Below are 26,792 nucleotides of genomic sequence, written 5' to 3'. Positions count from 1 at the left end.
GCGGCGATGCTCGGCTGGACCCGGCAGACGGTCAGATGGTCATCGCCGTGCGCAACGTCAGGAAATCGGCGATCGACAGCGGGATCAGGCCGAGCCGCAGGCCATAACCCCAGTTCCGGTCCCGGGTCAATTCCAGATCGAGATCGTGTACGCCGACCGCCCGCACCGCCGCGAAGACGACGTCGCGCCGCCACGGCTGCACGATCCCGTGGTCGCCCATGTTCATCGGCGCGGCCCGGTACGGCTCGTCGTCGGCGACCACACCGAGTTGGGTGACCTGGCGCAGCGGCTTCTTGTCACCGAGCGACCGGGTGGGGGAGTAGAAGACGAACCCGTCGCCGCGGCTCAACCGGGCCACCCCGTGGCGTTTGCCGTGGTGGAGCTGGATCCAGCCCTGTTCGGCACCGGAGGCGGCGTGGTCGGCGGCGACCACGCCGAGCCAGGCCCGTTCGGGGTCAGCGGTCATGATGACCATCCTGCGTCATGCCGGGCCCGCGGTGGGCGGCATGTAGTCCTCGAGCAGCGCCGGGGTGAGGCCGGCCTTGTGGATGGCCTTGAGCGCGTTCACGAAGTCGGCGCGGAACGCCTCCCGGAAGTGCATGAGGATGATGTCGCCGGGCTTGACGCCTTTCGGCCCCTGGTAGCGGACCTTCCCCTTGTGCACGGTCTCGGTCCACATGAACGCCGCCGTCATGCCGCAGGATTTGGCGGCGCGCAGGGTGTTGGCGTCCTTGTTGCCGTACGGCGGGCGGAACAGCGTGGGGCGCCGGGTGTACCAGCCTTCGAGTTTGTCGGCCGAACCGCAGATCTGCTTGCGCTGGAACTCGTAGGATTTGCCGCTCATGTTCGGGTGGCTGATCGTGTGCGACTCGACGACCGCACCGGCGTCGATCAGCGGCCGGAAATAGTCCGGGTCGTCCTTGACCGCGTCAGTGGTGAGGAACAGCGTGACCGGGACACCGGCGGCGGCGATCAGTTCCTGAGCCTCCGGCAGTTTCAGGTAACCGTCGTCGATGGTCAGGAACGCGACCTTCTGCTCGGTCGGGATCCGGTGCAGGTATTCGACGGAGTCCCCGCCGGCCAGCGTGATCGGCTGCGGTGCCGGGGCGTCCGCGAAGTCGGGGATCCCGTACTTCGCCCGCAGGGCACTCCGCGTCTGCTCCGGCGCGACCACGGCCGCCGCCGACGGCCCGGCGGACGGCGCTGCCGACGACGGTGAGGCCGCCGGCGCCCCGCCGTTGGTGCACGCGGTCAGTACCATGACGGCGCCTACGGCAACCAGTGACCGAACATTCCTCGCATTCCACACATAGGCGATCTTGCTAGACGAGACATGAAGCTTTGTCGCGGGGGTCACTTCCGGCCCAGCAGCGCCGCCCTCCCCGCCGGGCCGCGCTCAACGCGGCACGAACCGGCCCGTCAGGGCCGCGGCCGCCGGGGGCGCGTCACCGGCCCGTCCGCACCGTTCTTGGTGGTCCGGGCCGGCTTGCTCATCTCCTGCTCTTGGTCGTTCTCATCGGTGAACGTGACGACCACCCGACTCTGCTCCTGGTTCTTCACCGCTCTCCAGGACAACGCTGCGGCGACCACCGCAATCACCGCTGATGCACCCGACGCGGCGAGGGAGAAGACCGCGGACCACATGTCAGTGCACCTCCGAGATGATGATGCTGGCGAGGTTCAGAATTATCGCCGCGAAGACCGCTGTCAGTGATGTCGGAACGGTGAGCGATTTGGCCCACTCACCTATTCTGTCCGCGGGTCCGGCGAGGTCGCCGTAGAAGTTCGCTGCCGACACCATCATAAGCATGCCGAATCCGATGAGACCAATCTTGAGGGATCGCATTCTTCCGTGCAGTCCTTTGATCAGGATCTCACCCACTCCGGCGGCGGTCACCGCAACAGCGACCAAAAGAAGTTCACCCCTCCCGAGAACCGCCAACCAGGTGGCTTTTCCGTCCTTCAGCATGAATTCTTTCCACGCGAAGACGAGTGGGAGAAGTGCGAAAGCGATCTCGAAGAAGAACCACTTGATGCACTTGAGTCGGATCTCCTTCCAGTTCAGGGTGGACGCCCCGGCGGAAGCCGGGGCCAGGAGCGGGGTGGCCGGTGGGGGTGACGGCTGGCTGTGGCCGCTCGGATTGTTGCCCGGAGGCGGAGGAGGCGCTGCCGGAATGCTCAAGATCTTTCCTTCCGGCCGCTATCGGATCATAGGTGGCCTGGTTTTCCATTCCTGATGGTTCTATCCATCATCCAGATCATCGGGCTTTTGTCAACTATTGATCTTCTGCTTTGTGGAAAAGTGTCGCCAAGCCAGATGAATGGCGCTCGCATCCGTTTTCGTCGAAGCTCTCATAACTAAGTGGTAAATCGTGTACCTGTGCGGGTCAGTGCAGGAAGGTGCCACGCGAGGAGTGATCTCGCCGAGGTTGCGATGTGCTCGTTCTGACGTGAAAACGACAACAGATTCTCGGCGCCGTCACTTTCGGGGGCGGACGTCTCCCGCCGGGTCGGACAGCGCGGCGAGGGCCGCCTCGGCAGCCGGCGCGTCGCGGCCGGCCGTGCCCTCGCGCAGTTCGGCCGCGCACGCCTGAGCGTCCGCGGCGCGATCCAACGCGGTCAGCGCGCGCCACCGAACCGTGACCGCCTCGCCCGCCCACGCCCAGATGCCCTTCGCCCGGACCAGGTCGATCGTCGTCGCCGCCTCGGCTTCCGCCCGCGCCGCGCTGACAGTCAGCAGGCAGCCGGCCAGCGCGGTTCGCGCCTGGATCAGCGGGGACACCGCGCCGGCCCGGGCCGCGTCGGCGGTCACCGCGGTCAGGATCTCCGTGGCCTCGGCGACCTCGCCCGAACGGGCCAGCAGGCGGCCCAGCATGACACGGGCGTCCAGGTTGGTCAGCGGCATCCGGGCCGGCCGGGCCACGAACCCGCGTAACCGTTCGGTCAGCCCGTCGACGCGGTCGTGGGCGAGGTCGATGGCGAACGCGGTCAGTTCGGCCACCGGCAGCAGGCGTTCCTGTTCGGTCGCCTGCCGGGCCCGCGCCAGCAGTGTCGTGGCGTGGTCCAGGTGCCCGACGTGCAGGGCGCCCTGGGCCCAGTTCAGGCACGCGCGGGCGTATTCCCGTGGTGAGGAGGTCAGGGAGTCGTCGGCGAGCAGTGCGTCGACGTCCGACCACACGCCGGGCAGTCCCAGTTCCAGGCGCAGCGAGACGCCGGCGATCCGGACCGCGAGCAGCGAGCCGGACAGTGCCGCCGCCTGCTCCCAGTACCGCAGATGGTCGTCGGCGTGCCGGCCGACCACGGTGTCCGGTGCGGACAGGATCGCCAGCGCACCGGCCTTGCGGTCGCGGTGCCGCAGGTACGGCACGGCCTTCTCCAGTTCGACGTATCCGGCCAGTGCCTCGCCCTGCTGGCGGAGTGCCCGCCCGAGCACCAGTCCGATCTCGCCGCGGGCGCCCGGTGGCAGGCGCCGGTCGGCGAGGATGCGCCGCAGCACCGGGATCGCCTCGGCCTGCATCGCGCCTTCGACGGCGGCCCGCCCGAGTTTGACGGCGAGGCGGACCCGCAGTGGGCGGGGCAGGTCGGCCTCGGCCATCGTGCCGAGCAGGAACCGGGCCGCGGTCGCGTCGTCGCCCTGTTCGACGGCCAGGTCGGCGGCGGCGGAGGCGTTGCGCACGTGGTCGGCGGCGCTGCCCGCGAGCCGGTAGTGGTGGGCCAGCTGGGCTACCGGTTTCGGGGACTGTTCCTCGAGGGTCCGGGCGGCCTGCAGGTGCAGCCAGCGCCGGGTGGTGGCTGGCAGCAGCTCGTACACGACCTGCCGTGCCAGGGTGTGCCGGAAGTGCCGGCGTCCGTCCTCCTCGTGCAGGAGCCCGGCGGTCTGCGCGGCGTCCAGAGCCTGCCGGATGACGGCCGGGTCGAGGCGCAGCACCGCGGCGAGGCGGCGCTCGTCGGCGGTCATGCCGACCACGGCCGCCGCGCCGAGGATCTCCCGGGCCGGCTCGTCGAGTGGGCGCATCCGGTAGAGCAGCACGTCCCGCAGCAGCGCGGGTACCTCGTCGTCGAGGGCGATCCCGGACCGGAGTACTTCCTCGATCAGGAACGGGATGCCGGCGGTCCGGGCGAACAGCCGCGTGACGTACGGGTCGTCGGGTTCCGCGCCGGCCAGTGCGGCGACGTCGTCGTGGCTCAGCGGCGGGAGGGTGAGCCGGCGGACGGTGGACGGCGGGATCCAGGCCGGCGGCGCCTCGTCGTCGCGCTGGGTGATCAGGACGGTGAGGGTGGGTACCGGCCGGGCGGCCAGCCGGTCCAGGAAGTCCAGGGTGACCGGGTCGGCCATCTGCACGTCCTCGACCACCAGGACCGCCGGGCCGAGTGCGCCGAGCCGTGCGGTCACCGCATCGACCAGCGCGACCGGGTCGTCGGGGAACGGGTCCGGCGCGTGCGGGCGCAGCGCGTCGCGGACCGGTCCGAGCGGCAGCGGTTCGCGCATGTCGTCGCAGTGCGCGACGAGGACGAGGCCCGGCGCTCCGGCGACCGCCTCCTGGGCGAGGCGGCTCTTGCCGATGCCGGCTTCGCCGGACATCAGGATCAGGGCGGGTGGTGCGGTGACGGCTTCGCGCAGGGCGGCCAGTTCAGGGGTACGCCCGGCGAACGCGAAAAGTGGCACGGCCCGAAAATAGCCCGCTCCCCGGTGGACGCCGGGAAGCGGGTGGCGGCGCTCAGCCGTGCTGGACGGTGAGACTGTAGAACTTGACCTTCGCGCCGTTCGTCGTGCTCTCCGACGAGGACTGGTTGTACGAGCCGGCCTTGAAATACTGCCGGTACGGGTTGAACGACGACGGGATCGTGTAGGTGGTCCGAACCCCGTTCACGGTCAGCGCGGCGGTGTTGCCCGAGACGTTGAGCGTGTACGTCCACTTCACCCCGAGCGCCACATTCCCCACCCTGTGCAGCGTCTGCCCGCCGGCGGGCGAGTCCTCCGTACCGAGGTGGATGTCGCCGTCGGCCCGGTAGTACAACTCCAGCAGTGGCTTCGTCGAGGTGCCGCCGGTGCCGAGTTTCACCTGGCCGACCGCCACGTTCTTGGTCACCGAGACGACGCGCAGCTGGGCGCTGAGCGTGTGGTCGCCGGACAGTGTCCAGTCGGCGGCGCTGCCGTCCCGGTTCATCTCCCGCAGTTCGGAACGGGCGTAGTTCGAGTTCGGCGTGGTGACGCCCTTCTCCGGCGCCCAGAACGTCATCGATCCGTCGTTCTTGTCGGTCCAGAAGTAGGCCGGGTTCGTGTATCCGGACGCGCCCTTGAGGCGCGCCGGGGAGACGGTGTCCGGGCTTCCCGGCGATCCGGTGGGCAGTTGCAGCTGCCAGATCGCCAGGTCGAAGTTGCCGCCGGGGGGAAGGGTGGGGTCGAGGGCCGCAGCCGCGGCGCGGGTGATGCCGGCGGTGCCGAGTCCGGCGGTGACGGCCGCGGTCAGGCCGGCGGTGAGGAGTCTGCGTCGTCGCATAGCACGACGACACCACCATCCATCGATCACCGGCAATGACATCAGACCTTAAACATCCTTAAATGCCATCGAGTACGCCGTGCGCGTCCGCGATCAGGGCGGACTCCAGCGCGGGCAGGTCGGCACACGGCTCGGAGCTCAGGTCGGCACGGACCGTGAGGTGGCCGGACAGGACCAGGTTCGAGTCGAGGGTCCCCAGGCTCACACCGCACATCGGTGTCCCGCCGACGTCCATCGGCCCGGAGGCGATCAGTGCGGCGCCGCCCAGGCCGGGCAGGTCGCGGGCGCCGTCGTCGGCGCGGTCCCGGGTGACCCAGTACAACCGCGACTTGAGCGCGCTGCCGAGGTCGCGGACCTGCCACTGGACGAGGGCGGCCGGCACGATGCTGGGGCGCTGCGGCGGCGGATCCCACACCGGCACGGAGAGATCGATCACCGCGACAACCTACGGCACACCGTCCACAGAGGGCGGCCCCTTTTCCCGCGTACGACGATGTGGCCCCCGGAACACTGTTCCGGGGGCCACATCGGGAGTCGTGGGCAGGTCCTACTGGCGGGTCCACTTCCAGTTGCGGACCAGCACCTCGTGCTGCGGTGCCCAGGTGGCGCTGGCGCCCGGGTAGATCGAGATGGCCTCGACCTGCAGGCGGGCCGAGACGTCGGTGCCCCAGCCGGACTTCGGCGTCACCGAGTACGGCGCGTTCAGGTTCTTGCCGTCGATGACCAGCTCGACCTTCTTCTTCACCGGGTCGACGGTCATCGCGACGGTGTGCCAGGCGGTGTCCGGCTTGAGGTAGCCGCCGTTGGCCCAGCTGCCGCCGTTCGCGCTGGTCCAGATCTGGATCTGGCCGAAGTTCGGGTCCCACGGGTTGAGCACCCACTGGAAGGCGGTGCCGTGGTCGACGCGGGTGTCGAGGCCGTCCCAGACGAACAGGCCACCCTCGACGGTCTGCGCGTTGCGCTCGCCGCCGGCGGTCGACGGCACGTACGGCATGGCGAACTGGTAGTTGGCCTTCTGCACGGTCTTCATCATCGACGTGTCGGTGACCCGCTTGTACGAGATGACGTGCGCCATGACGCCGCGGTTGAGGATGTTGGCCCGCACCCGGGAGTCGGCGGCCCGGTTCTCGACCGTGATGTCGGCGCTGTTCACAGCGGCCTGACCCTCGGCGGCGAACACGCCGTCACCCACCTCGGTGGTCCAGCCGGCCAGGTTCTTGCCGCTCTCGGTGACGGTGGCGGCCTGCGCGGGGGCGGCGAGGCCGGTCGTGAGGGCGGTGCCGAGGGCGATTCCCGCGGCGAGGGTGGAGATGAAGCGGCGGCGGCTGGTGACGGTGCGTGTGTCGTTGACTCCCATGGCTACACAATGTAGTTCTTAGCATTTCCGGAAAACTCCTCTATTCGGACAAGTCGGATCGCGCGAAGAGGGGATTGCTGTGGGGGCGCGGTCGTTTTCGCGTACCAAATAGGGACTTATAGGCTCTTAAGTCCTTGGCTTTTTGCCTCAGGTCTGGTGATGAGCACTCGCCGACCAGGCGTGCCGGGTCGTGCCGGCGGCACCGACAGCACACCGCGTGATGCACTGCAACTACGGAAAGTTAGAACCGGCCGTGGTGACGGTCAGGTGATGTGGATCGACTCGATCCACGACGGGGGAGCGGGAGGCGACTCGCCGACCAGGCCGGCGATGACACGGGCCGAGCCCGGCGCACGATCCGGCCAGGGCGTGAAACCGTCGGTGAGCACGATGACGATCTGCGGGCGGTCCGGGGCGCCGAGCGCCTGCTCGATGCCGACCCGCATGTCGGTACCACCGCCACCCTCCAGGACCACCTCGCCGACCGAGGAGACCCGCCGGACCGCGTGCACGTCGGCGTCACAGGCCAGCACCGCCACCCGGTTACGGCCGATACCGACCGCGCGCAGCACACCCGACACCTCGGCCAGCACGGCCCGCAGCTCGTCGTCGCCCATCGACCCGGACGTGTCGACCACGATCGCGACCCGGGGCATCGGACGGCGCAGACTCGGCAACACCACACCCCGCACGGCGGCACCCCGCCGCGACGGCCGCTGATAGGTGTAGTCGACCGCACCGGACGCCCACGACGCGGCCTCCCGCACCGCACCCGTCAACGCCCGGCGCCAGTCGACGGCCGGCTCCAGGACCTCGTCCGCCCAGCGCCTCCAGCCGGCCGGCACGCGGCCGCGGGCCTTCACATGATTGCGGAGCGCCTGCGCGGTCTGCCGGCGGATCGCGGACGCCTCCACCGCACCGACCGGCCCGTCACCCGGCAGCTCCCACGGCATCTCCCGGCCATGCGCGCCGGAACCACACTCCGGCATGTCCGGGGAGGCCGGGATGCCGTCGACATACTGTTCGAACAGCAGGCCGTCGGGCAGACCGAACAGGGCCGGCTTGAGCGCACCCCGCGGCAGCGACGACAGATCGTCGTTGATCTCGCAGTCCTGGGCGGCGTTCACCCGCCGGTGATCGGCGCGCAGCCCGGGCGGCAGCCGGTCGGTCCGGCCGTGATGGTCACGCAGCAGGTGGGCGACCTCGTGCACCCAGACCGCGGCCAGCTCCCGCACCTCGAGGGAGTCGACGAACGCGGGCGACACGTAACAGCGCCAGTGCCGGTCCACAGCCATCGTCGGCACGGCGTCGGTGGGCACGACGGTCAGGCTGTACAGCGCGGACGCCAGATAGGGCTGCCGGTCCGCGGCGCGCAGGCGGGCGGCGAGCAGCTTGGTCCGGTCGAGAACCCGCGCCGCCTCAGCCGTCCCCCGCCCCGCCGTCCGCCCACTGCGAGCCGGTCGTGCGATCTCGGTTGGTCGTGTGGTCTCGGCCGCTCGTGTGGTCTCGGCCGCTCGTGTGGTCTCGGCCGGTTGGGCGGCCGCGGTCGGAGCCGGCTCGGTTCGGTGGGAAGCCGCGGTGGACTCCGGACCGACTGCTCGCGCTGCCTCGGCCGGCGTGGGCGGCTCGGTGGGGTGGGACGGCTCAGCCGGCACCGGTGAGCATCCCCGAGGCGCTGAGTACGTCGACGAACGCGTCGATCGCGGCCGGGACCGGCCAGTGCGGCTCGCGCATCCGGGCCAGGTCGAACGCCGCCCGCGCGGCCACGTCGGGCACGCCCGCGTCGACCGCCTTGGCGAGGACCTGCCAGCCGGCCTCCCAGCGTTCCCGGGTGACGGTCGCCTCGACGGCCGCGACCACCGCCGTCAGAAAGGCCAGCTGCCGGTCACCGCGGTCCGGCAGGGCGAACGCGTCCGGGTCGGCGAGCACCCGCTCCGGGTCGGGCAGGTCCAGCTCTTCGAGGTAGGCGGTGAGTTCCAAGCCCGCGCCGTCGCCGATCGCGCCGACGAGGGCGGTGGTCAGCGCCTCGGGGCCGGTGCCCGCGCAGTAGTGGAAGACGAGCAGCCGCAACGCCATGTCCCAGGTACGCGGGGACGGCCAGGCGCCGCCGCGGCCCTCCGCGTCGGTGGGCAGGTGGTGGGTGAGGCCGGGGCGGGCGGTGAGGAAACCGGCGATCACACCGCGGGCCCGGGCCAGGGCGCTGCCCGCCCGGTCGAGGGAGACGGTGGGCACCTCGATGCGTGGCCACACACCGGACAGGCCCCGGGCGACCACCCGCGGGTCGTGCGTCCAGTGCAGGTGGACGAACCGGTTGGCCAGCGGCGGACTCAGATGCCAGCCGTCGGCGGCGCTGGCCGGCGGGTTCGCCGCGGCCACGATGCGGATCGCGGGCGGCAGGGTGAGGCTGCCGACCCGGCGTTCCAGCACCACCCGCAGCAGGGCGGCCTGCACGGCCGGCGGCGCCGACGACAGCTCGTCGAAGAAGAGGATGCCGCGGCCGGCGGTGGCCAGCCGGACCGCCCAGTCCGGCGGCGCCATCGGCACACCCTGGACGGCCGGGTCGTCGCCGACGATCGGCAGCCCGGAGAAGTCGGACGGCTCGTGCACGCTGGCGATGACCGTCTCCATCGGCGCGTCCAGGCTCTCGGCCAGCTGCGTCAGGGTGGCGGACTTGCCGATGCCGGGTTCGCCCCAGAGCAGCACCGGCAGGTTCGCGGCGACGATCAGCGCCAGTGCCGCGGCCCGCTGGTCCTCGACCGGCTCGGTGCGGGTGGCGCCGATGCGGGTCAGCAGCTCGTCGGCGGCGTCCAGGCCGGAGGTCACGCGCGCTCCTTCACGTATTGCAGCGCGGCCCGGAACACCGGACCACGTTTGGTGTCGCTCTGGCCGAAGTATTTGAGGATGGCGTCCATGTAGGAGATCACCGTCCGGTTGTCCTGATCGCGGGCGTGCAGGTCGGCCCCGGCGTCGGCCAGCGCGATGATCACAGCAGCCGGCCACACCTCGAGAACCGCGTAGTGCAGCGGGGTGTTGCCCTCGCGGTCGGTGGCGTTGACGTCCACGCCGGCCTCGAGGAGCCGGGGCAGCAGCCGGGCATGGTCGAAGGACCGGAGCATGTGCATCAGCGTGCGCCCGCGACTGTCCCGCAGGTGCGGGTTCAGTCCGGCGTCGAGCAGCGCGAACAGTTCCCGGTCGCCACCGTGCTGAATGCGCAGCCAGAGGTCCTGCCGGTGGTCACGCAACCGCCGGGGCAGCCGGCCGGACGCGCCGTTCCACGCCTGGGCCGCGGCGAAACAGCCGGTGACGGCACCACCGAAGGCGCGCATCGCACGTTCCCGCTGCTGCTCCGCAGGCGTGTGTGAGGCAAGAACCAGGCTGCCCCGGTCGACGGCGACCTCATGCCACTGGCCGTCCCGGCAGCGCACCCGGATCGGTTCGTCCGCCGCCGAGCGCTTCGCGGAACGGCCGCCACTGCGGAAGGCCGCGGCGGCCCTCAGGGTGACGGAGACTCCGGAGGAATCGAAGGCTCCGGACCGGGCGACGGCCCCGGAATCCCCGCCGGAAACGGAGGTCTCGGTGTTTCGGGCGGCGGTGGAAGCGGCAGCGGAGGAGTGCCCGGGGAACAGTGCCTCGCGGACCAGCGGGTGCAACGCGTCCACCGGCATCCGGCCGTGCCAGATCAGATCGAGGTCTGGCGAGGGCTGGAGTGCCGCCGGGAGGAGCGGGGCCATGCCGTCGAACTGCTTGCGCTCGTTCCACCCGGGTTGGCTCGCGGTGGCCCGGATCCGTTCCCCGGACAGCTCGACGCTCAGATAGGAGCTCCAGCCGATCCGGACCACCGCTGCGGGCAGACCCAGGCGGCGGACGTCGGAGGCCAGCCGTGCCGGGTCGATCCGCAGGATGTCCAACCTCTGCTGGAACTCCGGGGCGGCCAGCAGGTCGACCCCGGCCTCGGCCCAGGTCTCCGGGGCGCCCGGGGCGAGCAGGTGCCGTTCGGCGCGGGCCGGCGCGTCGTCGCCACGGCCGAACTGCTCGACCGGAAGCGGCTCACCGTCCGGCGTGAACCGGGGCAGCCGCCCGGCGGAACCGTCCACGGCGGCAGAACCATCCGCGGGGCCGTTCACGGCGGCGGAGCCGCTTACCGACCCGTTCACGGCGGCGGAGCCGCTTACGGCGGCGCGCAACTCACCGGCCCGCCGCGCGTCCCACTGCCAGGGCGCCAGGAAATACCAGGCCTCGTCGTCGTCGAGATCGGCGAGTTCGCCGACCTCCAGAGTGAGACGCTGCGACCCGATGGTCGACACCGGCGGCCGGACCAGCAACACCGGTGTGTCCGGCCGCAGCGGACCGTCCGGCGCGATCACGTAGCCGGCGCAGTCGGTGAAGAGCGCGGCGTTGCCCCCGAGCATCCGCGGCAGGTGCCAGCGCAGCAGGTCGGGGGCGAGACCGGCGAGCAGAGCGGCAACAGGCCTCGCGGCCTCGTCGTCGAACGTGACGTCGACGGCCCCGGCGTCGCAGGCGGCCCGCCAGTCGCCCCGCTCCCGGGCCTCCGCGCACTCCGCGATCATCCGGGCCGGCATCGTGTAGTGCCGGATCCGGGCCCACTCGGTGAGGTTCAGGGGGTCGTAGCCACTCATCGGTACACACTCGCGATCGCGCTGATGTCGGCGTGCGGCGGGGTGCCGGACCGTGGCGCGCTCCGGCGCATCCGTCGCGGGACGCCGCCGTTGATGCCCAGGTGGTCCAGCCGGCCGGCGGCGGCCAGCAGCAGCCGGGCGCCGCGGCCGGTCACCCCGGTGAAGCGGACGTCCAGCCGGCGCAGCGCACTGCCCGGCAGCGCCTCCGCCAGCAGTGCGGCCCCGGCGTCACCGACCTCGTTGGACCGGCCGCCGAGAGCCCGTTCGGACGGCGGGCGGGACAGGTCCAGGCCGGTCCACGAGCCCAGCGCGGCGGCCAGCGGCGCCATGTCGGTGATGCCGTTGCCGCCCAGGCCCAGAGTCATGCCGTAACCGGCGACGCCGTCGGCGAGCACGGCGGCTCCGTCGTCGCCGAGCTGGTTGACGGCCAGGTAGAGCTCGCGGACACCACCGTCGCGGACCAGGCGCACCAGGGTGGGCACCGCGTCGGCCCGCAGGGCGTTGCCGCCGAGGAAGAGGCGCTGCATCACCGGCGGGCGGGCGGCCAGCGCGTCGGCCAGCGCTGCGAGGCCGGTGACGGTCAGACCGGTGTTCACCAGATCGAGGGTCCGCAGGGTGGTGTTGGAGGCGAGCGCGGCGGCCAGGTGCGCCACCCCGGCGTCGCCGATCGGGTTGCGTTTGAGCCAGAGCGCGCGGATACCGTCGTCGTCGGCCAGACGGTCGGCGAGGGCCGCCGCGCCGTCCGCGTCGATCCGGTTGCAGCCGAGGTAGACGGTGCTGATCCGGTGTCCGGGGGTGAGCGCCCCGGCGAGCTCGCGGGCGCCCGGGGTGCCCAGCGCGTTGGTGCCGAGCAGCAGGTGGGTGGCGTGCGGGGAGGCGACCGCGGTCTGCACCACCCGGGCCACCTGCACCGGGCCGACGCCCTGTTTGCACAGGTCGACCCGGCCGTCCGCGCGGATCAGGCCCCGGTCGAACTCCTCGGCGCCGGCGACCGGGGCGGGGGAGGAGAGCCGGGTCAGGATCGCGTCGAAATCACGCGCGTCGGCCAGACCACGTTCCGGATCGGTGATCGCCGGGCATCGGACGGGCATGCCCTCCGATGGTGTGCCACCCACCGAACCTCCCCACCGTTTCGTCGCGCAGGTGGCGAAGCCGACCGGATTCGAACCGGCGTCCTCCTGCTCGATGCCAAGGCGCGACGACCTCTGCGCTACGACTTCGCCGCGCCGGAGCATACGGCACCGGTCTGACACTTCCCGTGGAGGCCCGAGATGCGAGACGATCACTCGGCTCAGCGTGGCCGAGTTCGGGCCTGCCGGGCTCGACAGTGACCCCATCGGGCGAGGAGCCGGGCGGCAGCGATGAACGGATCGGGGCGTGGGACGGGCCGGGGCGGCCTGCTGACCGTGCTGGTCTGTGCCGCCGCGGTGCTGACCGTCGTCGTCGAGCTGATCGCCGGAGAGTCCCTTCTGGTGTACGCCGCCGGCCCGGTCGCGTTGCTGGCGACCACGGCCGGCTGCTACCGGGTCAGCGTCCACCCCCGCGCGCCGAGAGCGGTCCGCGGCTTCTGGCGGCTCTGGGCGTACTCCTCGGTGGCGTTGGTGGTCACCACCGTCGCGGCGATGTTCCGGGCGTGGCGCGACACCGACGGGATGCCGCTCTACGAGGCCGTGCCCACACTGGTCAGCCTGGTCCTGGCGATGCTCGCGTTCCGGTACGTGCCGCCCAGCCGCCGCACCCTGCTCGACTGGTACCGCCTGCTGCTCGACGGCGCGGCGGTCGCCGTGGCCGGGGTGCTGGTCTTCGGGTACGCCGCCTTCGACCTGGCTCCGGACGGGATGCCGCCGACGACCCGGGCCGCGGCCGCCGCGGTCGGTGTCACCTGTCTGCTGGCGCTCGTCGTGTTCGGACGGGCCGCGGTCAACCCGGAGGGCCGGGTCGACCCGGCGGCGCTGTCCGTCCTGGCGATCGGCCCGCTGGTCGGCATCGTCGCGGTGGTGCTGTTCCTGGGCGGCACGGACTGGGGTGTGATGCTGCTGTCGGCGCTGGGCTACCCGCTGGTCGGCCTGGGGATGTGCGCTGCGGCGTACCGTCAGGACCGGGTCTTGAACGGCCTCTCCACCCGGTGGACGGTGACCGGCGCACGATGGTCTCTCACCGACCCGCTGCAGGTCCTCGCGGTGGCGGTGACCGCGGTGCTGGTCATCAACGTCTCCGCCCGGGACCTGGACCTGCGCGGCCAGGCGGTGATCATCGGCGCGGTGCTGATCGCGGCGATCGTGGTGGCCCGGCAGTTGCTGTCGCTGCGGGAGAACACCCTGGCGCTGCGCGGCATCCGCCGTCAGCAGGAGGAGCTGGAGCGACTCGCGCTGAGCGATTCCCTCACCGGCCTGCGCAACCGTACGGGGTACAGCCTGGCTCTCGCCGAGCGGCTCGACGAGCATCTGCCCGCCACCGCGGTGCTGCTCGACATCGACGACTTCAAGATGGTCAACGACACGCTCGGCCCGTCCGCGGCCGACCAGTTGCTCTACCAGATCGCGCAGCGGCTGCAGGACGGTTGCGGGCCCGGTGAGCTGGCCGCGCGGCTGGGTGGCGACGAGTTCGCGATCCTGTTGCCGGTGGACGACCCGGTCGCCGCCGAGCGGGCCGCCACCCGGTTCCAGGCCCTGGTCGGGTTGCCGGTGCAGGCCTGCGAGCAGCAGCTGATGCTGCCCGCGAGTGCCGGCATCGCGATCGGCGAGCTCGGTGAGACGGCCGACGAGGTGTTGCGCAACGCGGACATCGCGATGTACGCGGCGAAGGACGCCGGCAAGGCCTCGTGGGCACGGTTCCAGCCGAGTATGCGCCACGATCTGGCCAACCACGCCCGGCTGGCGGGGGAGCTGCACGACGGCATCACCCGCGGCGAGCTGCGGTTGCTCTACCAGCCGGTGTACGACCTGGTGACCGGCCGGATCAGCGGTGCGGAGGCGCTGGTCCGCTGGCAGCATCCGCAGCGTGGCCCGGTGTCACCGGCCGAGTTCGTCCCGGTGGCGGAACGGTCCGGTCTGATCGTGCCGTTGGGATCGTGGGTGCTGGGCGAGGCCTGTGCGCAGTTGCGTCGCTGGCGGGACGAGCACGGTGACGCGGCGATCGCGGCGATCAACGTGAACGTGGCGGTCCGTCAGCTGCGGGAGCCCGGTTTCGTGGACGAGGTGGTGGCGGTCCTCGACGCGAATGATCTGCAGCCGGCGGACCTGGTCCTGGAGGTCACCGAGTCGTCGGTGGTGGACGGCTGGCAGGTGACCGAGACGTTGCAGGCGCTGCACGAGGAGGGGGTACGTCTCGCGCTCGACGACTTCGGCACCGGCCAGTCGTCGTTGAGCCTGCTCCGGGCGTTCCCGGTCGACGTGCTGAAGCTGGACAAGTCGTTCGTGGACGGCATCGCGGACGGCGCCGACCGTGGCCGGCTGGCGGTGGCGGCGGCGGTCGCCCAGCTGGCGGAGCACCTGCAGCTGAAGGCGGTCGCCGAGGGCATCGAGAGCCGGGAGCAGCAGGACCGGTTGCGGGAGATGGGGTACCGGTACGGCCAGGGCTACTTCATGGCCCGGCCGCTGCCGGCGGACGAGTGCGGCGCGCTGATGGTGGCAGCACCGGCCCGCGCGGCCTGAGGTCCTGTCGGCTCCGGTGCCCCGGCCTGTGTGGCCCGGTCTGTGTGGCCCGGCCTTCTGTCAGCCCAGTGCCGCGGTGGCCGCCCGTAGGTCGGCGAGCGCCGCGCGGGTGTGCCGGGCCAGGTCGGTGCTCTGGTCGCCGGGGTTCTCCGACCACGCGGCGTAGCCCCGCTTGAACGCGAGGACGCCCAGCTCGCTCGCCACCGACGCGGTCACCTCCGGCACACCGCGTGCCACCAGGGCGGACGTCATCGCGGCCGCGAGACCGATGCTCTTGAGGGCGTCGCGTTCGCGCAGCTCGGCGCTGGCGGCGACGGCGGCCTTCAGCCGGGGGGCGATCTCGCGGCTCAGCGGGCCCATCGCGGTCGACGCGCGGTCCAGCCCGGCCGCGACCGCCTCCAGTGGGCCGGCCTCCGCGGGCGCCTCGGTGATCCCCTCGGTGAGCAGCCGGCTCAGGGCGTCCTGGCCGGCGACCAGGACCTCACGTTTGTCGGTGAAGTGCCGGAAGAAGGTGCTCTTGGTGACGCCGGCCCGTTCGGTGATCTGGGCGACGGTGGTCGTGTCGTAGCCCTGCTCGGTGAAGAGGTCGACGGCGGCCAGAACGAGTCGTTCCCGTGCTCCGGGTTCCCACCGTGCCATCCGCCCATCCTAGTGACGGGACCTTTGTCCCGTCACGGTGGTACGGTGATGGGACAAGAGTCCCATCACTTGTCGGGAGTTCCCATGCACGTCTTCGTCACCGGCGGCACCGGCCTGGTCGGATCCGCCGTCGTCGCCGAACTGCTCGGCAACGGCCACACCGTCCTCGGCCTGGCCCGCTCCGACACCTCCGCGCAGGCACTCGTCACGGCCGGCGCCACGGCGCTCCGCGGCGGACTCGCCGACCTCGACGTCCTGCGCGACGGCGCCGGCCGCGCCGACGGCGTCGTCCACCTGGCCTTCGGCAACGACTTCAGCAGTGCCGAGGCCCTTGCTCGTACGGTCGCCGAGGAGAGCGCCGCCATCGCGGCGATCGGCGAGACCCTGACCGGCAGCGACCGGCCGTTCGTGGTGGTCGCCGGCACCCCGGCCGTCCCCGGCCGCCTCGCCCTCGAATCCGACCCGCAACCCACCGACGGCCCGGTCGGCGGCCGGGGCATCGCCGTCGCCGGGGCCCTCGCCCTGGCCGGCCGCGGGGTCCGCAGCGCCGCGGTCCGCCTGCCACGGACCGTCCACCACCACGGCGACGGCGGCTTCGCCGGAATGCTGACCCGCATCGCCCGCCGGTCCGGGGTCTCGGGATATCCCGGTGACGGCACCCAGCGCTGGCCGGCCGTCCACGCCCGCGACGCCGCCGTCCTGTTCCGGCTGGCCCTGGAATCCGCCGCGCCCGGCACCGCGTGGCACGCCGTCGCCGACGAGGGCGACACGGTACGTGCCATCGCCGAGGTCATCGGCCGCCGGCTGGGCCTACCGGTCCAGTCCGTGCCGGTGGAGACGTACGGGCCGCTCGGCGCGATCTTCGCGACCGACCAGCCCGCATCCAGCGCCCACACCCGCGACGCACTCGGCTGGAAGCCCGTACACCCGAATCTTTTGGAAGATCTGGAACTGTTGTCCTGATCAGCCCTTGACCCACTTCTGGGTCTTCGCCGCCGAACAGGCCTTGAGCTGAAGTGCGGCGCCCCTGTCGGCGATGTCGACGCACTTGCCGGAGGAGACGTTCACCAGAGCGCCGGAACTCTTCAGGGTGAAGCGTTGCACCGGGTTCCGGCTGCAGGTGGCGAGCTGGATCCGGGTGCCGTCGGTCAGGGCGCCGCCGGCCGGGTCCATGCACAGGCCGAGAGCGCGCAGCGTGCCGTCGGACTTCGGCACCCAGCGCTGCGCGGCCGAACCGTTGCACGTCCAGGTCTTCAGCAGGCTGCCGTCGACGGCCTTGCCGCCGGGAACGTCGATGCACTTGGCGCTGGACGCCGACTTGAGCCCGCCGGCCGGAGCCGCGGTGGTCGTGACGGTGGTCTTGCCGGGGCTCGGCGTGGTCTTGCCGGGGCTGGGCGTGGCCTTGACGGTGGTCTTGCCGGGCGTCGGCGTGGCGGTCACCGGCGCCTTCACGTCGCAGTCGGCGGCGACCACGGTGTCGGTGTGCCTGGTGCCGCCGTTGCGCAGCGCGGTCACCGCCGAGGTCGCCTGCGCCGGGGTCAGCACCCGCCTCTCCGCGTGATAGACGTAGTCGACCAGCTCGCGATAGGTGCTCGTCCCACTGCCGGCCCGGTGCCCGGTGAGGTCGATGAACCACTGGTTGAAATTGATCGACATCCGCTGTCGCGGATAGAACCTTCCGCCGTGCGTGGCGACGACTTCACCGTCGATGTAATAGGTGACCGTTCCGTTGCCGACGGTCGCCATCACGTCGTGCCAGCCGTCGAGGCTCTTCGTCTGCTGATCCGACTGGGCGTCGGACTTCCACGGATCGACCTGATAGGTGTGGTAACTGGTCTCGAAGTTCGTCGCACCGCTGGTGCCCCAGCCACCGTTCGGCAGATATTCGGAGAAGTCCAGCTCGCTGTAATCCGGGTCGTTGTCCCGGGCCAGCGGCGAGATCGCGAAGAACGTCTGGTTCAGGACGTCCCCGTCCGGGCCGCTGACCGGGGTGTCGGCGAACCGGATCCGCGCCAGGTAGGTGCCCTCCATGAACCGCAGCCCACCCAGCACCATCTCGGCATGGCTCGTGCCGGCCGCGGTGCCGTCGGTCGACGCGGTGAGCTGAGCGACCTTCTGCCCGTCGACGGTCGGGAAGGCGACGTTGCCGGGTTTCCACGCGGCGCCGGACACCCCGGGCGCTCCGGTGGAGCTACGCAGCGACCAGCCCCGGCTCTTCAGCTTGGCGTCGCTGGTCGAGGCGTAGTCGAAATCGTCGAACAGCGTGCCACAACCGGTCGCGGCGGAACTGGTCGCCGCATGCGACAGGCCGAACGCGGCGAGACCGGCGGTGACCGTCCCGACAACCGCGCCGATGAGAGGTTTCCGACGTTTCATGGTGCTGCTCATTCCTGCATAGCGGGTGGAACCACCCGACCATAAACGGTCGTCCGCGCATTCCGAAAACAAAGACGAACGGAGCCGTAAAGGAATCTCAACAGACCCTTAAATGTGCTCGACAGCGGTGAACGGCGCGTTCAGCACCCCCGCCGCGGTCCGCACCTGATAGCGGCTGCGGCCCCGTTTCACGATCGTCCCGCTCAATCCGCCGTACCGTCCGCTGCCGGTGAGGCGTACCCGATCGCCGACCTCGAGCGGAACCGGCGCCGCCTCCACCCGGGTGTGCAGCCGGGCCAGCTCGGCCTCGTAGTCCGGGTGCATCGGCGCCGGACGGCCGTGATGGGTCCACTCGATCAGGGCGGCCAGGTCGAACCGCGGCGAACACCTGCGGCACGACTTGACCCGCATCGGACGGCGATGCGCGGTGGTGCGGTGCCCGGCCGGGCAGACGCCGACCCAGCTGCCGTCGACCCGAGGTGCGTCCTCCGGCACGCAACGCGCGCCGGACGCCCCGATCCGCTGGGCGGTGGCCCGCCACACCGCGTCGTGACCGTGCCGCGGGCCCGCGAGCGCGTGCGCGATCTCGTGCAGGATCGTCTCGCGGACCTGGTCCGGCGAGTACAGGCCGATCAGCGGGCGGGACAGCCCGATCTCCTTGCGGTCCGACCGACACACCCCGGCGCGGCTCTTCGCGTTGTCGAACACCAGACGCCAGCCGCGGAGGCGATGCTGAACCATGAGGGAGGTGGCGAGTTCTCGAGCCTCTGTCAGGTCCAACCGTGCCGTCCTCGTCAGTCATCAGGTGCTTCGAGCGTACCCATGGCAGGGTCTGCTGCAATGACGACGCCCGGTCCGGGGTGTCGGCGGCGGTGAGGCGGCAGCCGGACTCGTCCCGTTCCTCCGGACCGGTCCCGCCGCCACGGTGACGGCGTCATCCACGCGGCGACGGTGGTAGCAGCCGCCTGATCAGACCGGTGACGGTGCCGTCGTCGAACCGCCCGAACTCGTGGAACCGGATCATCCCGTCCTGATCGATCAGAATGGTCGTCGGCGTGCCCTTCATCCGGTACCGGTCGAACGTCACCGGCGACTCGATCTCCCCGTCCCACCGGTGCGCGTCGACGGCCACCGGAAACGTGATCCGGCTCTGCGCCAGGAACCCGCCCAGATGCGCGGGCGTCATCTCCGTGTGATTCTCGAAGACGGAATGCAGCCCCACCGTCACGACCCGGTCCCCGCGGAGGGCCCGGTCCAGCCGGACGGCCTGGGGCAGGCTGTGCTGAAGACATCCCGGGCACAGCATCTGGAACACCTCGAGCAGAATCACCCGTCCGCGCAGGCCGTGCAGGGTCAGCGGCGCACTGTTGAACCATCGAGTGACGGTCCACTCCGGCGCCTGCACGGCAGCACCCTGTCCCAGCACGCCACCCTCACCGCCGCTCGCCCGATGCGCTGTCTCCATCGTGCGCGTCGCCGTGCTTCCGTTTGCACAGATCCACTGCGATGGGTTGCCGAGGAATGCGAGGGGATCACAGCGGGCGGCGGCCGGCGAAGCCCAGGTCGGTGCGGTGGTACCAGTCGATGCCGGTCTCACCCTCCAGCCAGCACCACAGCACCGGCACGCCGTCCAGCTCACCGGCGAAGTCGACGAGCAGCGGCGCGATGCCCTTCAGCTCGGCACCGGTCTCCTGCACCTCGGTCATCAGCTCGTTGAGCCGCGCCTCGGCCGCCTTGCGTTCCGGTAGGCCGCCGAGCAGGCTGGGTGCGCCGCCGACCGCGAGCGCCGCGGTCAACTCGACCATGTCCGCGCGCCGCGCGACGATCTCCCGCAGGATCGGCTGGAGCCGATCAAGCTCCGCGCGGGCTTCCGCGAGCGTGAACAGTGCCATGTGCGGGATTTTGTCACCCGTTCCGGAGGTACGGCCATCCGCCCGTCCCGTGGCTCCCGGAGACCCCGAGCGGCCGCGGTCCGGCCACCGGTCGCACGTCCCGCGGAAGCGTCACGTGGCCGCGGTCATCCGGTGAATCAGCGCGCCGCGCCGGACCGCTCATGTGTACGCTCGTACACATGACGGAGTCTGACAGCCGCACCATGCGGGAGCGGATGCTCGCCGGTGACCTCTACATCGCCGACGACCCGGAGCTCGGCGAGGCGGCGCTGCGCGCGTTCGACCTGATGGACGAATACAACGCCACCCCCATCCGCAACAGCGACGAACGCCGTCGGCTGCTGAGCGACCTGCTCGGCGCGGTCGGCGAAGGTGTGGAGATCCGGCCGCCGCTGCGGGTCGACTACGGCACACACATCCGGGTCGGCGCACGGACGTTCGCGAACTTCGGCCTGGTCGCGCTGGACGTCGCCGCGATCACCATCGGCGCGGACGTGCAGATCGGCACCAACGTGCAGCTGCTCACCCCGACCCACCCGATCGCGCCGGGACCGCGCCGCGACAAGTGGGAGGCCGCCAAGCCGATCACGATCGGTGACAACGTGTGGCTCGGATCCGGCGCGATCGTGCTGCCCGGCGTCACCATCGGCGACAACACCGTGGTCGGCGCGGGCGCCGTGGTCACCAAGGACCTGCCGGCCAACGTGGTGGCGGTCGGCAACCCGGCCCGGATCGTCCGCACCATCGACGAGGAGTGACCGCCGAACCGTTTCTTCGCACCGGGCGGTACGACCCGTGACCGCCGAGCCGTCCCGTCGCGCCCGGCGGCACGACCCGGGACGCCGCGACCGGCTGATCGACGCCGCGCTCACCGTGATCGCCGACAAGGGCGTCGCCGGCACCACCCACCGGGAGATCGCCCGGGTCGCCGACGTGCCGCTCGGGTCGATGACGTACCACTTCGACTCGCTGGATCAGGTGCTCGCCGAAGCCTTCACCCGGCACGCCGAGCAGGCCGCGACCGTTTTCGACCAGCGGCTGGGCGCGGCCACCGACCGGGCGGGCGCGGTCGAGGCGGTGATCGGCCTGGTCCGCGACGACCTGATCGGCTCACCCGGCGACCTGATCCTCGCCGTCGAACTGTACGTGGCGGCCGCCCGCAACCCGGCGTTGAAGGCGGTCACCCAGGCCTGGATGCAGCGCAGCCGCGACGCCCTGGAACGCCACTTCGACCCGGCCACCGCCCGCGAGGTGGACGCGCTGATCGAAGGCCTCGTCCTGCACAGCGTCCTGTCCACCGACCCGATGACCCCCGACCAGATCCGCCACGCCATCGAGCGTTACCTGCGCTGACCCGTTATTTTGATCGTCCCCACCTGGAGATCCCCTTGACCGCCTCCCTCGCGGCCGCCCCCACCCGGCAGCTCCGGCAGGCCCGTGCCGCCGTGGCCGCACTGTTCCTCACCAACGGCGCAGTCTTCTTCAACATCGTCCCGCGGTACCCGGAGATCAAAGAGTCGCTGGGGGTCGGCAACGCGGTCCTCGGGACGGCGCTCGCGGCGTACCCCGTCGGGGCTTTGATCTCAGGATTGTTCGCCGCGGTGGTGATCCGGCGCTATCACTCGGCGCGGGTCGGCGCCTTCGGCATCGTGCTGACCACCCTGATCACGCTGGCGATCCCGGCCGCGCCGAACTGGATCGCGTTCGCCGGGGTGCTGTTCCTGGTCGGCTCCCTGGACTCGGTCGTGGACGTCGCGCAGAACGCGCACGGGCTGCGGGTGCAGCGTTCGTACGGGCGATCGATCCTCAACTCGCTGCACGGCGTGTGGAGCATCGGCGCTGTCATCGGCGGGCTGATGGGTTCGGCCGCAGCCGGGCTTCATCTGTCGCTCTCCGTGCACCTGGCCATTTCAGCGGTGACGTTCAGTCTGGTCGCGCTGGTTGCTTACCGTTTCCTGCTCAGCGGCCCCGACGACGCGGACCGTGACTCCTCTCCGGTCTCGTCGGGATCCTCTACGTCCTCTTCGTCTTCTGCGGGTGGTTGGCGTCGGTACAGCGGCACGGTCGTTCGCATCTTGGCCGCGCTGAGTGTGCTGGCCGCGTGCGGTGCGCTGGTTGAGGACGCGGGAGCGTCGTGGGGCGCGCTGTACCTCAGCGACTATCTGAACGCGGCCGCCGCCACCGCGGGACTGGCCGTCGTGGTCTTCCAGGCGGCGATGACCGCCGGACGTCTCGCCGGCGACCGCGTGGTGGACCGTTTCGGACAGCGGACGGTCGCCCGCGTCGGCGCCGCGCTGGCCGCCCTCGGCATGGGCGGGGCCCTGGCGTTCCCGACGGTGGCCACCGCGCTGATCGGGTTCGCCCTGGCCGGCCTGGGGTTCGCCACGCTGGTGCCGGCCGCCATGCACGCCGCCGACGAACTCCCCGGGCTGCCGCACGGCACCGGCCTGACCATCGTGAGCTGGCTGCTGCGGGTCGGCTTCCTGGTCTCGCCGCCGCTCGTCGGCTTCGTCGCCGACCTGACCAGCCTCCGGGTCGGCCTGCTCACCGTCGTAGTGGCCGGTGTGCTCACCTTCGTGTTCGCCCGGGTCCTCAGCGTGCGGCAGGCTGTCGCCAACTGAAGTTGTCATACCCCTCGTCCATCATGGACCGGTGCATGAGGAGTTGGCTGCCTTCACGGCTGCGATGATGCCGGGCCTGATCGCCCGGATCCCGGCGGTGCCCGCCCGCATGTTGGGTCGCCTGGGGGTGTCGGAGGGGAAAGATGCCCCCCACTCCTCCGGACGGACGTCAGCGGTGACGCCCGCGAGGCCGTCACCGCGTCCGGCCGTCGCGGCTTCCGCGACGATCGTTCCCCGGCCTGCGCGGCCGTCACCGGCACCGCGGCTGGGCTCCCTGATCACGGGTCCGGCCGGTTCCCTCGCCCCGCCGACCTCGCCGCATCCCGTTGCGGACGATCCGGCCGTCGAGGAGCTGCGGGCGGTCGGCGCCCTGCCTGCGGAACGACTGCTCGGCGCACTCGAATTGCATCTCGCCGGCCAGACCTGGAGTGCCGAGGCGGGCCTGGCCGAGGGAGTGACCGGTCCACCGCCCGATGGTCGATACCTGGGGGTGACCTCCATGCCCGGCCTGCAGAGCGAGGCGGCGGAGGCGGCGGCCCTGCTGGAGCGGATCCATCCGGGTGCCGCTGCCCGGATGGTGGCTCTGGCCCGCGTGGTCGCCACCGACCCGGCCGTCGCGGCCCTGCTCAGTGACATGTCGAGCGGCGTTGACGAGGCCGCCATCGCCGGCCGGCACGGTGCCGCTCACCTGGCTCTGGCGGTCACGGTCGCGGGCAGCGTGATCCATCAGGTGGGCCCGGCCCCGATCATCGCCCGGGTCCCCGCCACGGTCGGCCTCGCGATCGGCGTGGCCGTGTTGCTGCTGCGAGAGTCGTCGATGCCCGCGGCCTACCCGCAGGCGCTCCGCGCCAAGATCCGTGCCGAATATCTGCTGCCCCAGCAGGCCTACACCCAGGCTGTCGTGGCGGGACACCGTTTCGGCCTGTCCGAGGACGGGACCTGCCCGGACGCTGACTTCTCCGGCAACGGCCTGGTCGCCGTCGTCCCTGGCGGCGTGGTCATCCGGACCAGGATCGCCGAGGGCACCGTCTCCGTCGAGTTCGTCGTGCTCGCCGAAGCACCCACCGAGGTGGACCCGCACTGGCCCGATGTCGTGGAGGTGAGCTGGCATGCCACCGAGGGCGGGGCATCGCTGGTCACACCGGCCCACCCCAGCGGTCCGTCGTCAGCCGCGATCGGGGGTTCCGTGCCGGCCCGCGTCGGTGGGCCCGCGTCGGCCGGCGTGACCCCGCCCTGGCCCGGCGCCTACCGGGTCCGCGTGCACGCCCGCGGCCGCGACGACGGGGACGCCGCCTACGAGCGTTACCGGCTGGTCGTCTGGGCCGACCGCACCACGCCGGCGGTGCTTGCTGCTCCAGCCGCCTCAGCGGTTCCGGCCGCGATCGGCGTGCCCGCGGTCCCGGCCATGCCCGCCACCTCACCACCCGTAGCGCCCGCCACCTCACCCGTAGCGCCTGCCATATCCGTCGAGGCCATCGCCGTCGCGGTGTCGCAGATGGTGCATCGCCGCTTCGACAGGCTCGGTCACCGGCTCCGCGGCGAACCCGAGCCGGTACGGCCGGTGCCACCGGAGCATGCCTACCGCTGGGTGAGCCGCACCGCTCTCGGCATGGCTGCGACGGTCACCGTCGTGACCGGGCTTCCACTCGCCGGTGTGCTGCGTGCGTTCGGGGCCGACCCGGACCGGCCGGAACCGCTCGACCGGATACGACAAGCCTTGATGAGAGGTCGCGGCGGACCGGTACCCCGGTGGATCGCCGCGTTGGACGCCGGTGATGCCATCGTCGTGGTGGAGGAGAACGGCTACCAGGGCGCCGACCGGTCGGTGCTGCGCGCGGTGTCGGTCCACGGCCGGGCGGCCAGCATGTTCTGGAACGTCAACGCCCTCACCCGTCTCTCCTTCGCCGAGCGCGGCGAGTTGCTGGCCGCCTTCGAACCGTGGGGCGACGACCGGACCCCGCCGGAGGCGTCCGAGTTCGTGGCCGGCCTGGACTTCGCCGTCCCGTTCGACCGCGCTCAGAAAGGACTGGTGGCGGTCGAACGTTTCACCGGCCACGCCTTCACCGCCGCCGACATGACCGCAGTCGAGGCCGCTGACACCTGCTACCGACTGGAACCATGAGCCGTGCTCGGTGAGTGTCCGCCGTTCTGCCGGAGGTCCAGTCGCACGGCCGGGGGTGGCGTTCCGGAATCTCCTTGATCGATGGCGGTTTCGCCTGTTCAGCGCGACGAAATCTGGAGGAGTCGATGGAAACGGGTTCGACCGGACGTCGACGCCTGCGCCGGGCGCGAACAGCCACCTCGCTCGCCTTCCTGCTGTTCGGAACGGCGCTGGGAGTGTGGACCGCGCGCATCCCGGCGATCAAGGAGAAGCTGGGGTTGTCCGACGGCGGTCTGACTTTCGTGCTGCTCTCCTTCGCCGCCGGTTGCATTCTCGGACTGGCCCTGCTCGGCCGTGCCTCCGACCGGGTCGGCAGTTCCCGCCTGTTGGTGGTCGCCGCTGTGGCCGAGGGGGTGCTGCTGGCCGCCGCCGGGTTCACCGGTTCGCCGGCCTGGTTGTGCGGCGCGGTCTTCCTGTTCGGCGCGGCCCACGGCACGCTCAACATCGCGATGAACGCCAACGCGGTCGAGGTCCAGCGCGCCTGGGGTGCCCCGATCATGTCCTCGTTCCACGCGATCTACAGCATCGGCGGGTTCGCCGGCGCCCTGATCGGCGGCCGGTTCGCGCACGAGGGCGTCAGCGTCGGCACGACCTTCCTGGTGAGCGGGGCGGGGGTGCTGCTCCTGGCCGGCTGGGTGGCCGCGTGGGTGCTGCCGTCCCGGATGACCGGTCCGCCGGCGGAGACGGAATCGGGTGCCGGTGGACCGTCCGGGGGACGGTCGCTGCTGGTGTTCTACTTCGGCGTGCTCGTGCTCTGCACCCTGGTCGGTGAGGGTGCGGCGGCCGACTGGAGTGCTGTCTACCTACGGGACGACCTGCTGTCCACGGCGGGCTTTGCGGCGTACGGCTATGCGGCCTTCTCGATCATGATGACCGTGGGCCGGGTCTTCGGCGACCGGTTGGTGGCCCGCCTGGGACCGGTCACGCTGGTCCGCGCCGGAGGGATCGTCGCCGCCGCTGGGCTCGGTGTGGGGCTCCTGCTGGACCGCCCCGTCGCCGCGGTCACCGGGTTCGGCCTGCTCGGACTCGGGCTGTCCTGCATCGCCCCGCAGGTGTTCTCCATCGTGGGCAGCAGAGACGCGCAGCGGTCGGGACGTGACCTGTCCACCGTGGTGAGCATCGGGTACGTCGGTTTCCTCGTCGGGCCGATTCTCATCGGAGCCGCGGCCACCGTGGTCGGCCTGTCCGCTGCCCTGTGGATCCCGGTGATCCTGGCGGCGCTGGTCGCCGCGAGCGGAGGCGTGATGCGCCGGTCCGCCCGGCCGACCGAGCGGACTGCTGCCCGTGCGGACTCCCCGCCCGGCTCGTAGGCCGCGTCTCACCCGTCCAGGCCGAGCGGGCCGGCTCCTTGCGCTGGGTGGGGAAGGCGCGTTTCGGGGAGCGCTCGGTCTTGCCGAGTCGGCCGGCACCTTGCGCCGGGTCGGGCGGGCACGTTTAGGGGAGTGCCCGGCCTTGCCGTCGATCCGGGGACACCGGCCCGTCACCCGGGCCGGTGAACGCCGGCCGGACACACCGCCCCGGCGTGGGCCGCCGATCATCCTGACCGGAGTCCATTCGTCCGGCCCCCGGAGGTCACATGTCGGTCATCATGGTTCTGCGCCTGGACGGCGATCCCGCCGCCCTCGAACGGTTCGCCGCCGCCGAACCGGAGCTGATGGACGGTATCGCCGAGGCGGGCAAGGCGCTCGGCTGCACCCGGCACATGTTCGCCGCCGGGGACGGCGAGGTTATCGTGATCGATGAATGGCCGGACGAGGCGGGTTTTCATCAGTTCTTCGCCACCCAGCCGGACACCCACCGCCTCGTCGAGGCGGTCGGCGCGACCGAGCCGCCGCGGATGACCTTCTACCGGCGGCTGGAGACACCCGGCCAGTTCTGATCCGCAGGCAGGCTCTGGGATACGAGACGGTCGCCACCCTGCGCGCGGCTCCGGAGGCGGAGAGGGAGCGCAGCCC

25 protein-coding genes and 1 tRNA gene are annotated in these 26,792 nt (G+C 71.4%); 8 read left to right on the top strand and 18 right to left on the bottom strand.

What is annotated here, in order from left to right:
• Positions 1 to 31: 31 nt before the first annotated feature.
• The 13 genes from QSK32_RS36745 to QSK32_RS36685 form a co-directional block, all read right to left on the bottom strand.
• Complete coding sequence (locus QSK32_RS36745; protein WP_045740959.1) at positions 32 to 466, bottom strand: EVE domain-containing protein; 435 nt, start codon at positions 464 to 466, stop codon at positions 32 to 34.
• Between the two features lie 15 nt (positions 467 to 481).
• Positions 482 to 1,261: a polysaccharide deacetylase family protein gene (locus QSK32_RS36740; protein WP_285474536.1), complete on the bottom strand. Its 780-nt coding sequence runs from the start codon at positions 1,259 to 1,261 to the stop codon at positions 482 to 484.
• 158 nt (positions 1,262 to 1,419) lie between these two features.
• Complete coding sequence (locus QSK32_RS36735) at positions 1,420 to 1,644, bottom strand: hypothetical protein (RefSeq protein WP_285474535.1); 225 nt, start codon at positions 1,642 to 1,644, stop codon at positions 1,420 to 1,422.
• A 1-nt stretch (position 1,645) separates the two neighbouring features.
• Complete coding sequence (locus QSK32_RS36730) at positions 1,646 to 2,182, bottom strand: hypothetical protein (RefSeq protein ID WP_285474534.1); 537 nt, start codon at positions 2,180 to 2,182, stop codon at positions 1,646 to 1,648.
• 297 nt (positions 2,183 to 2,479) lie between these two features.
• Positions 2,480 to 4,666 carry an ATP-binding protein gene (locus QSK32_RS36725; protein ID WP_285474533.1) on the bottom strand — a complete coding sequence of 729 codons (2,187 nt, stop codon included), beginning with the start codon at positions 4,664 to 4,666 and terminating at the stop codon, positions 2,480 to 2,482.
• Positions 4,667 to 4,718: 52 nt separating this feature from the next.
• A complete protein-coding gene (locus tag QSK32_RS36720; RefSeq protein WP_285474532.1) occupies positions 4,719 to 5,501 on the bottom strand; it encodes a polysaccharide lyase family 7 protein in 783 nt (260 codons plus the stop codon).
• Between the two features lie 58 nt (positions 5,502 to 5,559).
• Positions 5,560 to 5,937 carry a hypothetical protein gene (locus QSK32_RS36715; RefSeq protein ID WP_285474531.1) on the bottom strand — a complete coding sequence of 126 codons (378 nt, stop codon included), beginning with the start codon at positions 5,935 to 5,937 and terminating at the stop codon, positions 5,560 to 5,562.
• Positions 5,938 to 6,048: 111 nt separating this feature from the next.
• Complete coding sequence (locus QSK32_RS36710) at positions 6,049 to 6,858, bottom strand: hypothetical protein (protein ID WP_285474530.1); 810 nt, start codon at positions 6,856 to 6,858, stop codon at positions 6,049 to 6,051.
• Between the two features lie 263 nt (positions 6,859 to 7,121).
• Entirely contained in the window at positions 7,122 to 8,513 is a 1,392-nt protein-coding gene (locus tag QSK32_RS36705; protein ID WP_285474529.1) for a vWA domain-containing protein, read from the bottom strand.
• Positions 8,503 to 9,681, bottom strand: coding sequence for an AAA family ATPase (locus QSK32_RS36700; protein ID WP_083448825.1), 1,179 nt, complete (start codon positions 9,679 to 9,681; stop codon positions 8,503 to 8,505). The genes QSK32_RS36705 and QSK32_RS36700 overlap by 11 nt, the downstream gene beginning before the upstream one ends.
• Entirely contained in the window at positions 9,678 to 11,495 is a 1,818-nt protein-coding gene (locus QSK32_RS36695; RefSeq protein ID WP_285474528.1) for an ankyrin repeat domain-containing protein, read from the bottom strand. Before QSK32_RS36695 ends, QSK32_RS36700 begins: the two co-directional genes overlap by 4 nt.
• Entirely contained in the window at positions 11,492 to 12,586 is a 1,095-nt protein-coding gene (locus QSK32_RS36690; protein WP_285474527.1) for a leucine-rich repeat domain-containing protein, read from the bottom strand. The genes QSK32_RS36695 and QSK32_RS36690 overlap by 4 nt, the downstream gene beginning before the upstream one ends.
• Positions 12,587 to 12,639: 53 nt before the next feature.
• Positions 12,640 to 12,715 (bottom strand) — tRNA-OTHER (locus QSK32_RS36685).
• Positions 12,716 to 12,856: 141 nt separating this feature from the next.
• Between QSK32_RS36685 and QSK32_RS36680 the strand changes: the two genes are divergently transcribed.
• Positions 12,857 to 15,148, top strand: a complete 2,292-nt coding sequence (locus QSK32_RS36680; RefSeq protein WP_045740730.1) for a putative bifunctional diguanylate cyclase/phosphodiesterase — start codon at positions 12,857 to 12,859, stop codon at positions 15,146 to 15,148.
• 60 nt (positions 15,149 to 15,208) lie between these two features.
• Here the strand turns inward: QSK32_RS36680 and QSK32_RS36675 are convergent, their stop codons facing one another.
• A complete protein-coding gene (locus tag QSK32_RS36675) occupies positions 15,209 to 15,787 on the bottom strand; it encodes a TetR/AcrR family transcriptional regulator (protein ID WP_045740731.1) in 579 nt (192 codons plus the stop codon).
• 84 nt (positions 15,788 to 15,871) lie between these two features.
• On the opposite strand from QSK32_RS36675, the gene QSK32_RS36670 reads away from it, so the two are divergent.
• Entirely contained in the window at positions 15,872 to 16,750 is an 879-nt protein-coding gene (locus QSK32_RS36670) for an SDR family oxidoreductase (protein ID WP_285474526.1), read from the top strand.
• Here QSK32_RS36670 and QSK32_RS36665 read toward each other — a convergent pair whose 3' ends face one another.
• The 4 genes from QSK32_RS36665 to QSK32_RS36650 form a co-directional block, all read right to left on the bottom strand.
• The gene (locus QSK32_RS36665) at positions 16,751 to 18,163 is read right to left on the bottom strand and encodes a ricin-type beta-trefoil lectin domain protein (protein WP_157410808.1); all 1,413 of its coding nucleotides are present in this window, start codon (positions 18,161 to 18,163) and stop codon (positions 16,751 to 16,753) included. It lies immediately after the preceding gene.
• A gap of 108 nt (positions 18,164 to 18,271) precedes the next feature.
• The gene (locus QSK32_RS36660) at positions 18,272 to 18,904 is read right to left on the bottom strand and encodes a SprT-like domain-containing protein (protein ID WP_245673843.1); all 633 of its coding nucleotides are present in this window, start codon (positions 18,902 to 18,904) and stop codon (positions 18,272 to 18,274) included.
• Between the two features lie 193 nt (positions 18,905 to 19,097).
• Positions 19,098 to 19,628 carry a TlpA family protein disulfide reductase gene (locus QSK32_RS36655; RefSeq protein WP_285474525.1) on the bottom strand — a complete coding sequence of 177 codons (531 nt, stop codon included), beginning with the start codon at positions 19,626 to 19,628 and terminating at the stop codon, positions 19,098 to 19,100.
• Between the two features lie 67 nt (positions 19,629 to 19,695).
• Positions 19,696 to 20,055, bottom strand: a complete 360-nt coding sequence (locus QSK32_RS36650) for a DUF2203 domain-containing protein (RefSeq protein ID WP_045740736.1) — start codon at positions 20,053 to 20,055, stop codon at positions 19,696 to 19,698.
• Positions 20,056 to 20,234: 179 nt separating this feature from the next.
• Here QSK32_RS36650 and QSK32_RS36645 point away from each other — a divergent pair, with 179 nt between their 5' ends.
• The 6 genes from QSK32_RS36645 (at position 20,235) to QSK32_RS36620 (ending at position 26,716) form a co-directional block, all read left to right on the top strand.
• Positions 20,235 to 20,813, top strand: coding sequence for a sugar O-acetyltransferase (locus tag QSK32_RS36645; RefSeq protein WP_045740737.1), 579 nt, complete (start codon positions 20,235 to 20,237; stop codon positions 20,811 to 20,813).
• A gap of 37 nt (positions 20,814 to 20,850) precedes the next feature.
• Positions 20,851 to 21,408, top strand: a complete 558-nt coding sequence (locus QSK32_RS36640; protein WP_045740738.1) for a TetR/AcrR family transcriptional regulator — start codon at positions 20,851 to 20,853, stop codon at positions 21,406 to 21,408.
• A 35-nt stretch (positions 21,409 to 21,443) separates the two neighbouring features.
• Positions 21,444 to 22,676 (top strand): MFS transporter, encoded by a 1,233-nt coding sequence (locus QSK32_RS36635; protein ID WP_285474524.1) that lies wholly within the window; start codon positions 21,444 to 21,446, stop codon positions 22,674 to 22,676.
• 175 nt (positions 22,677 to 22,851) lie between these two features.
• Positions 22,852 to 24,798: a DUF6461 domain-containing protein gene (locus QSK32_RS36630; RefSeq protein WP_285474523.1), complete on the top strand. Its 1,947-nt coding sequence runs from the start codon at positions 22,852 to 22,854 to the stop codon at positions 24,796 to 24,798.
• Between the two features lie 125 nt (positions 24,799 to 24,923).
• Complete coding sequence (locus QSK32_RS36625; RefSeq protein WP_285474522.1) at positions 24,924 to 26,147, top strand: MFS transporter; 1,224 nt, start codon at positions 24,924 to 24,926, stop codon at positions 26,145 to 26,147.
• 266 nt (positions 26,148 to 26,413) lie between these two features.
• Positions 26,414 to 26,716 carry a hypothetical protein gene (locus tag QSK32_RS36620; RefSeq protein WP_285474521.1) on the top strand — a complete coding sequence of 101 codons (303 nt, stop codon included), beginning with the start codon at positions 26,414 to 26,416 and terminating at the stop codon, positions 26,714 to 26,716.
• The last annotated feature ends 76 nt before the right edge of the window (positions 26,717 to 26,792 follow it).

The sequence above is a fragment of the Actinoplanes sp. NBRC 101535 genome, from assembly GCF_030269225.1.
Lineage (GTDB): Bacteria > Actinomycetota > Actinomycetes > Mycobacteriales > Micromonosporaceae > Actinoplanes > Actinoplanes rectilineatus.
This window is presented reverse-complemented; position numbering and strand designations above follow the sequence as displayed.

Bases quoted from the DNA above. Each gene is read 5' to 3' on its own strand.
- QSK32_RS36745 (WP_045740959.1), bottom strand. From the start codon at position 466: ATGACCGCTGACCCCGAACGGGCCTGGCTCGGCGTGGTCGCCGCCGAC.
- QSK32_RS36740 (WP_285474536.1), bottom strand. From the start codon at position 1,261: ATGGTACTGACCGCGTGCACCAACGGCGGGGCGCCGGCGGCCTCACCG.
- QSK32_RS36735 (WP_285474535.1), bottom strand. From the start codon at position 1,644: ATGTGGTCCGCGGTCTTCTCCCTCGCCGCGTCGGGTGCATCAGCGGTG.
- QSK32_RS36720 (WP_285474532.1), bottom strand. From the start codon at position 5,501: ATGCGACGACGCAGACTCCTCACCGCCGGCCTGACCGCGGCCGTCACC.
- QSK32_RS36710 (WP_285474530.1), bottom strand. From the start codon at position 6,858: ATGGGAGTCAACGACACACGCACCGTCACCAGCCGCCGCCGCTTCATC.
- QSK32_RS36695 (WP_285474528.1), bottom strand. From the start codon at position 11,495: ATGAGTGGCTACGACCCCCTGAACCTCACCGAGTGGGCCCGGATCCGG.
- QSK32_RS36690 (WP_285474527.1), bottom strand. From the start codon at position 12,586: ATGCCCGTCCGATGCCCGGCGATCACCGATCCGGAACGTGGTCTGGCC.
- QSK32_RS36680 (WP_045740730.1), top strand. From the start codon at position 12,857: ATGAACGGATCGGGGCGTGGGACGGGCCGGGGCGGCCTGCTGACCGTG.
- QSK32_RS36675 (WP_045740731.1), bottom strand. From the start codon at position 15,787: ATGGCACGGTGGGAACCCGGAGCACGGGAACGACTCGTTCTGGCCGCC.
- QSK32_RS36670 (WP_285474526.1), top strand. From the start codon at position 15,872: ATGCACGTCTTCGTCACCGGCGGCACCGGCCTGGTCGGATCCGCCGTC.
- QSK32_RS36665 (WP_157410808.1), bottom strand. From the start codon at position 18,163: ATGAAACGTCGGAAACCTCTCATCGGCGCGGTTGTCGGGACGGTCACC.
- QSK32_RS36660 (WP_245673843.1), bottom strand. From the start codon at position 18,904: ATGGTTCAGCATCGCCTCCGCGGCTGGCGTCTGGTGTTCGACAACGCG.
- QSK32_RS36655 (WP_285474525.1), bottom strand. From the start codon at position 19,628: ATGGAGACAGCGCATCGGGCGAGCGGCGGTGAGGGTGGCGTGCTGGGA.
- QSK32_RS36650 (WP_045740736.1), bottom strand. From the start codon at position 20,055: ATGGCACTGTTCACGCTCGCGGAAGCCCGCGCGGAGCTTGATCGGCTC.
- QSK32_RS36645 (WP_045740737.1), top strand. From the start codon at position 20,235: ATGACGGAGTCTGACAGCCGCACCATGCGGGAGCGGATGCTCGCCGGT.
- QSK32_RS36625 (WP_285474522.1), top strand. From the start codon at position 24,924: ATGGAAACGGGTTCGACCGGACGTCGACGCCTGCGCCGGGCGCGAACA.
- QSK32_RS36620 (WP_285474521.1), top strand. From the start codon at position 26,414: ATGTCGGTCATCATGGTTCTGCGCCTGGACGGCGATCCCGCCGCCCTC.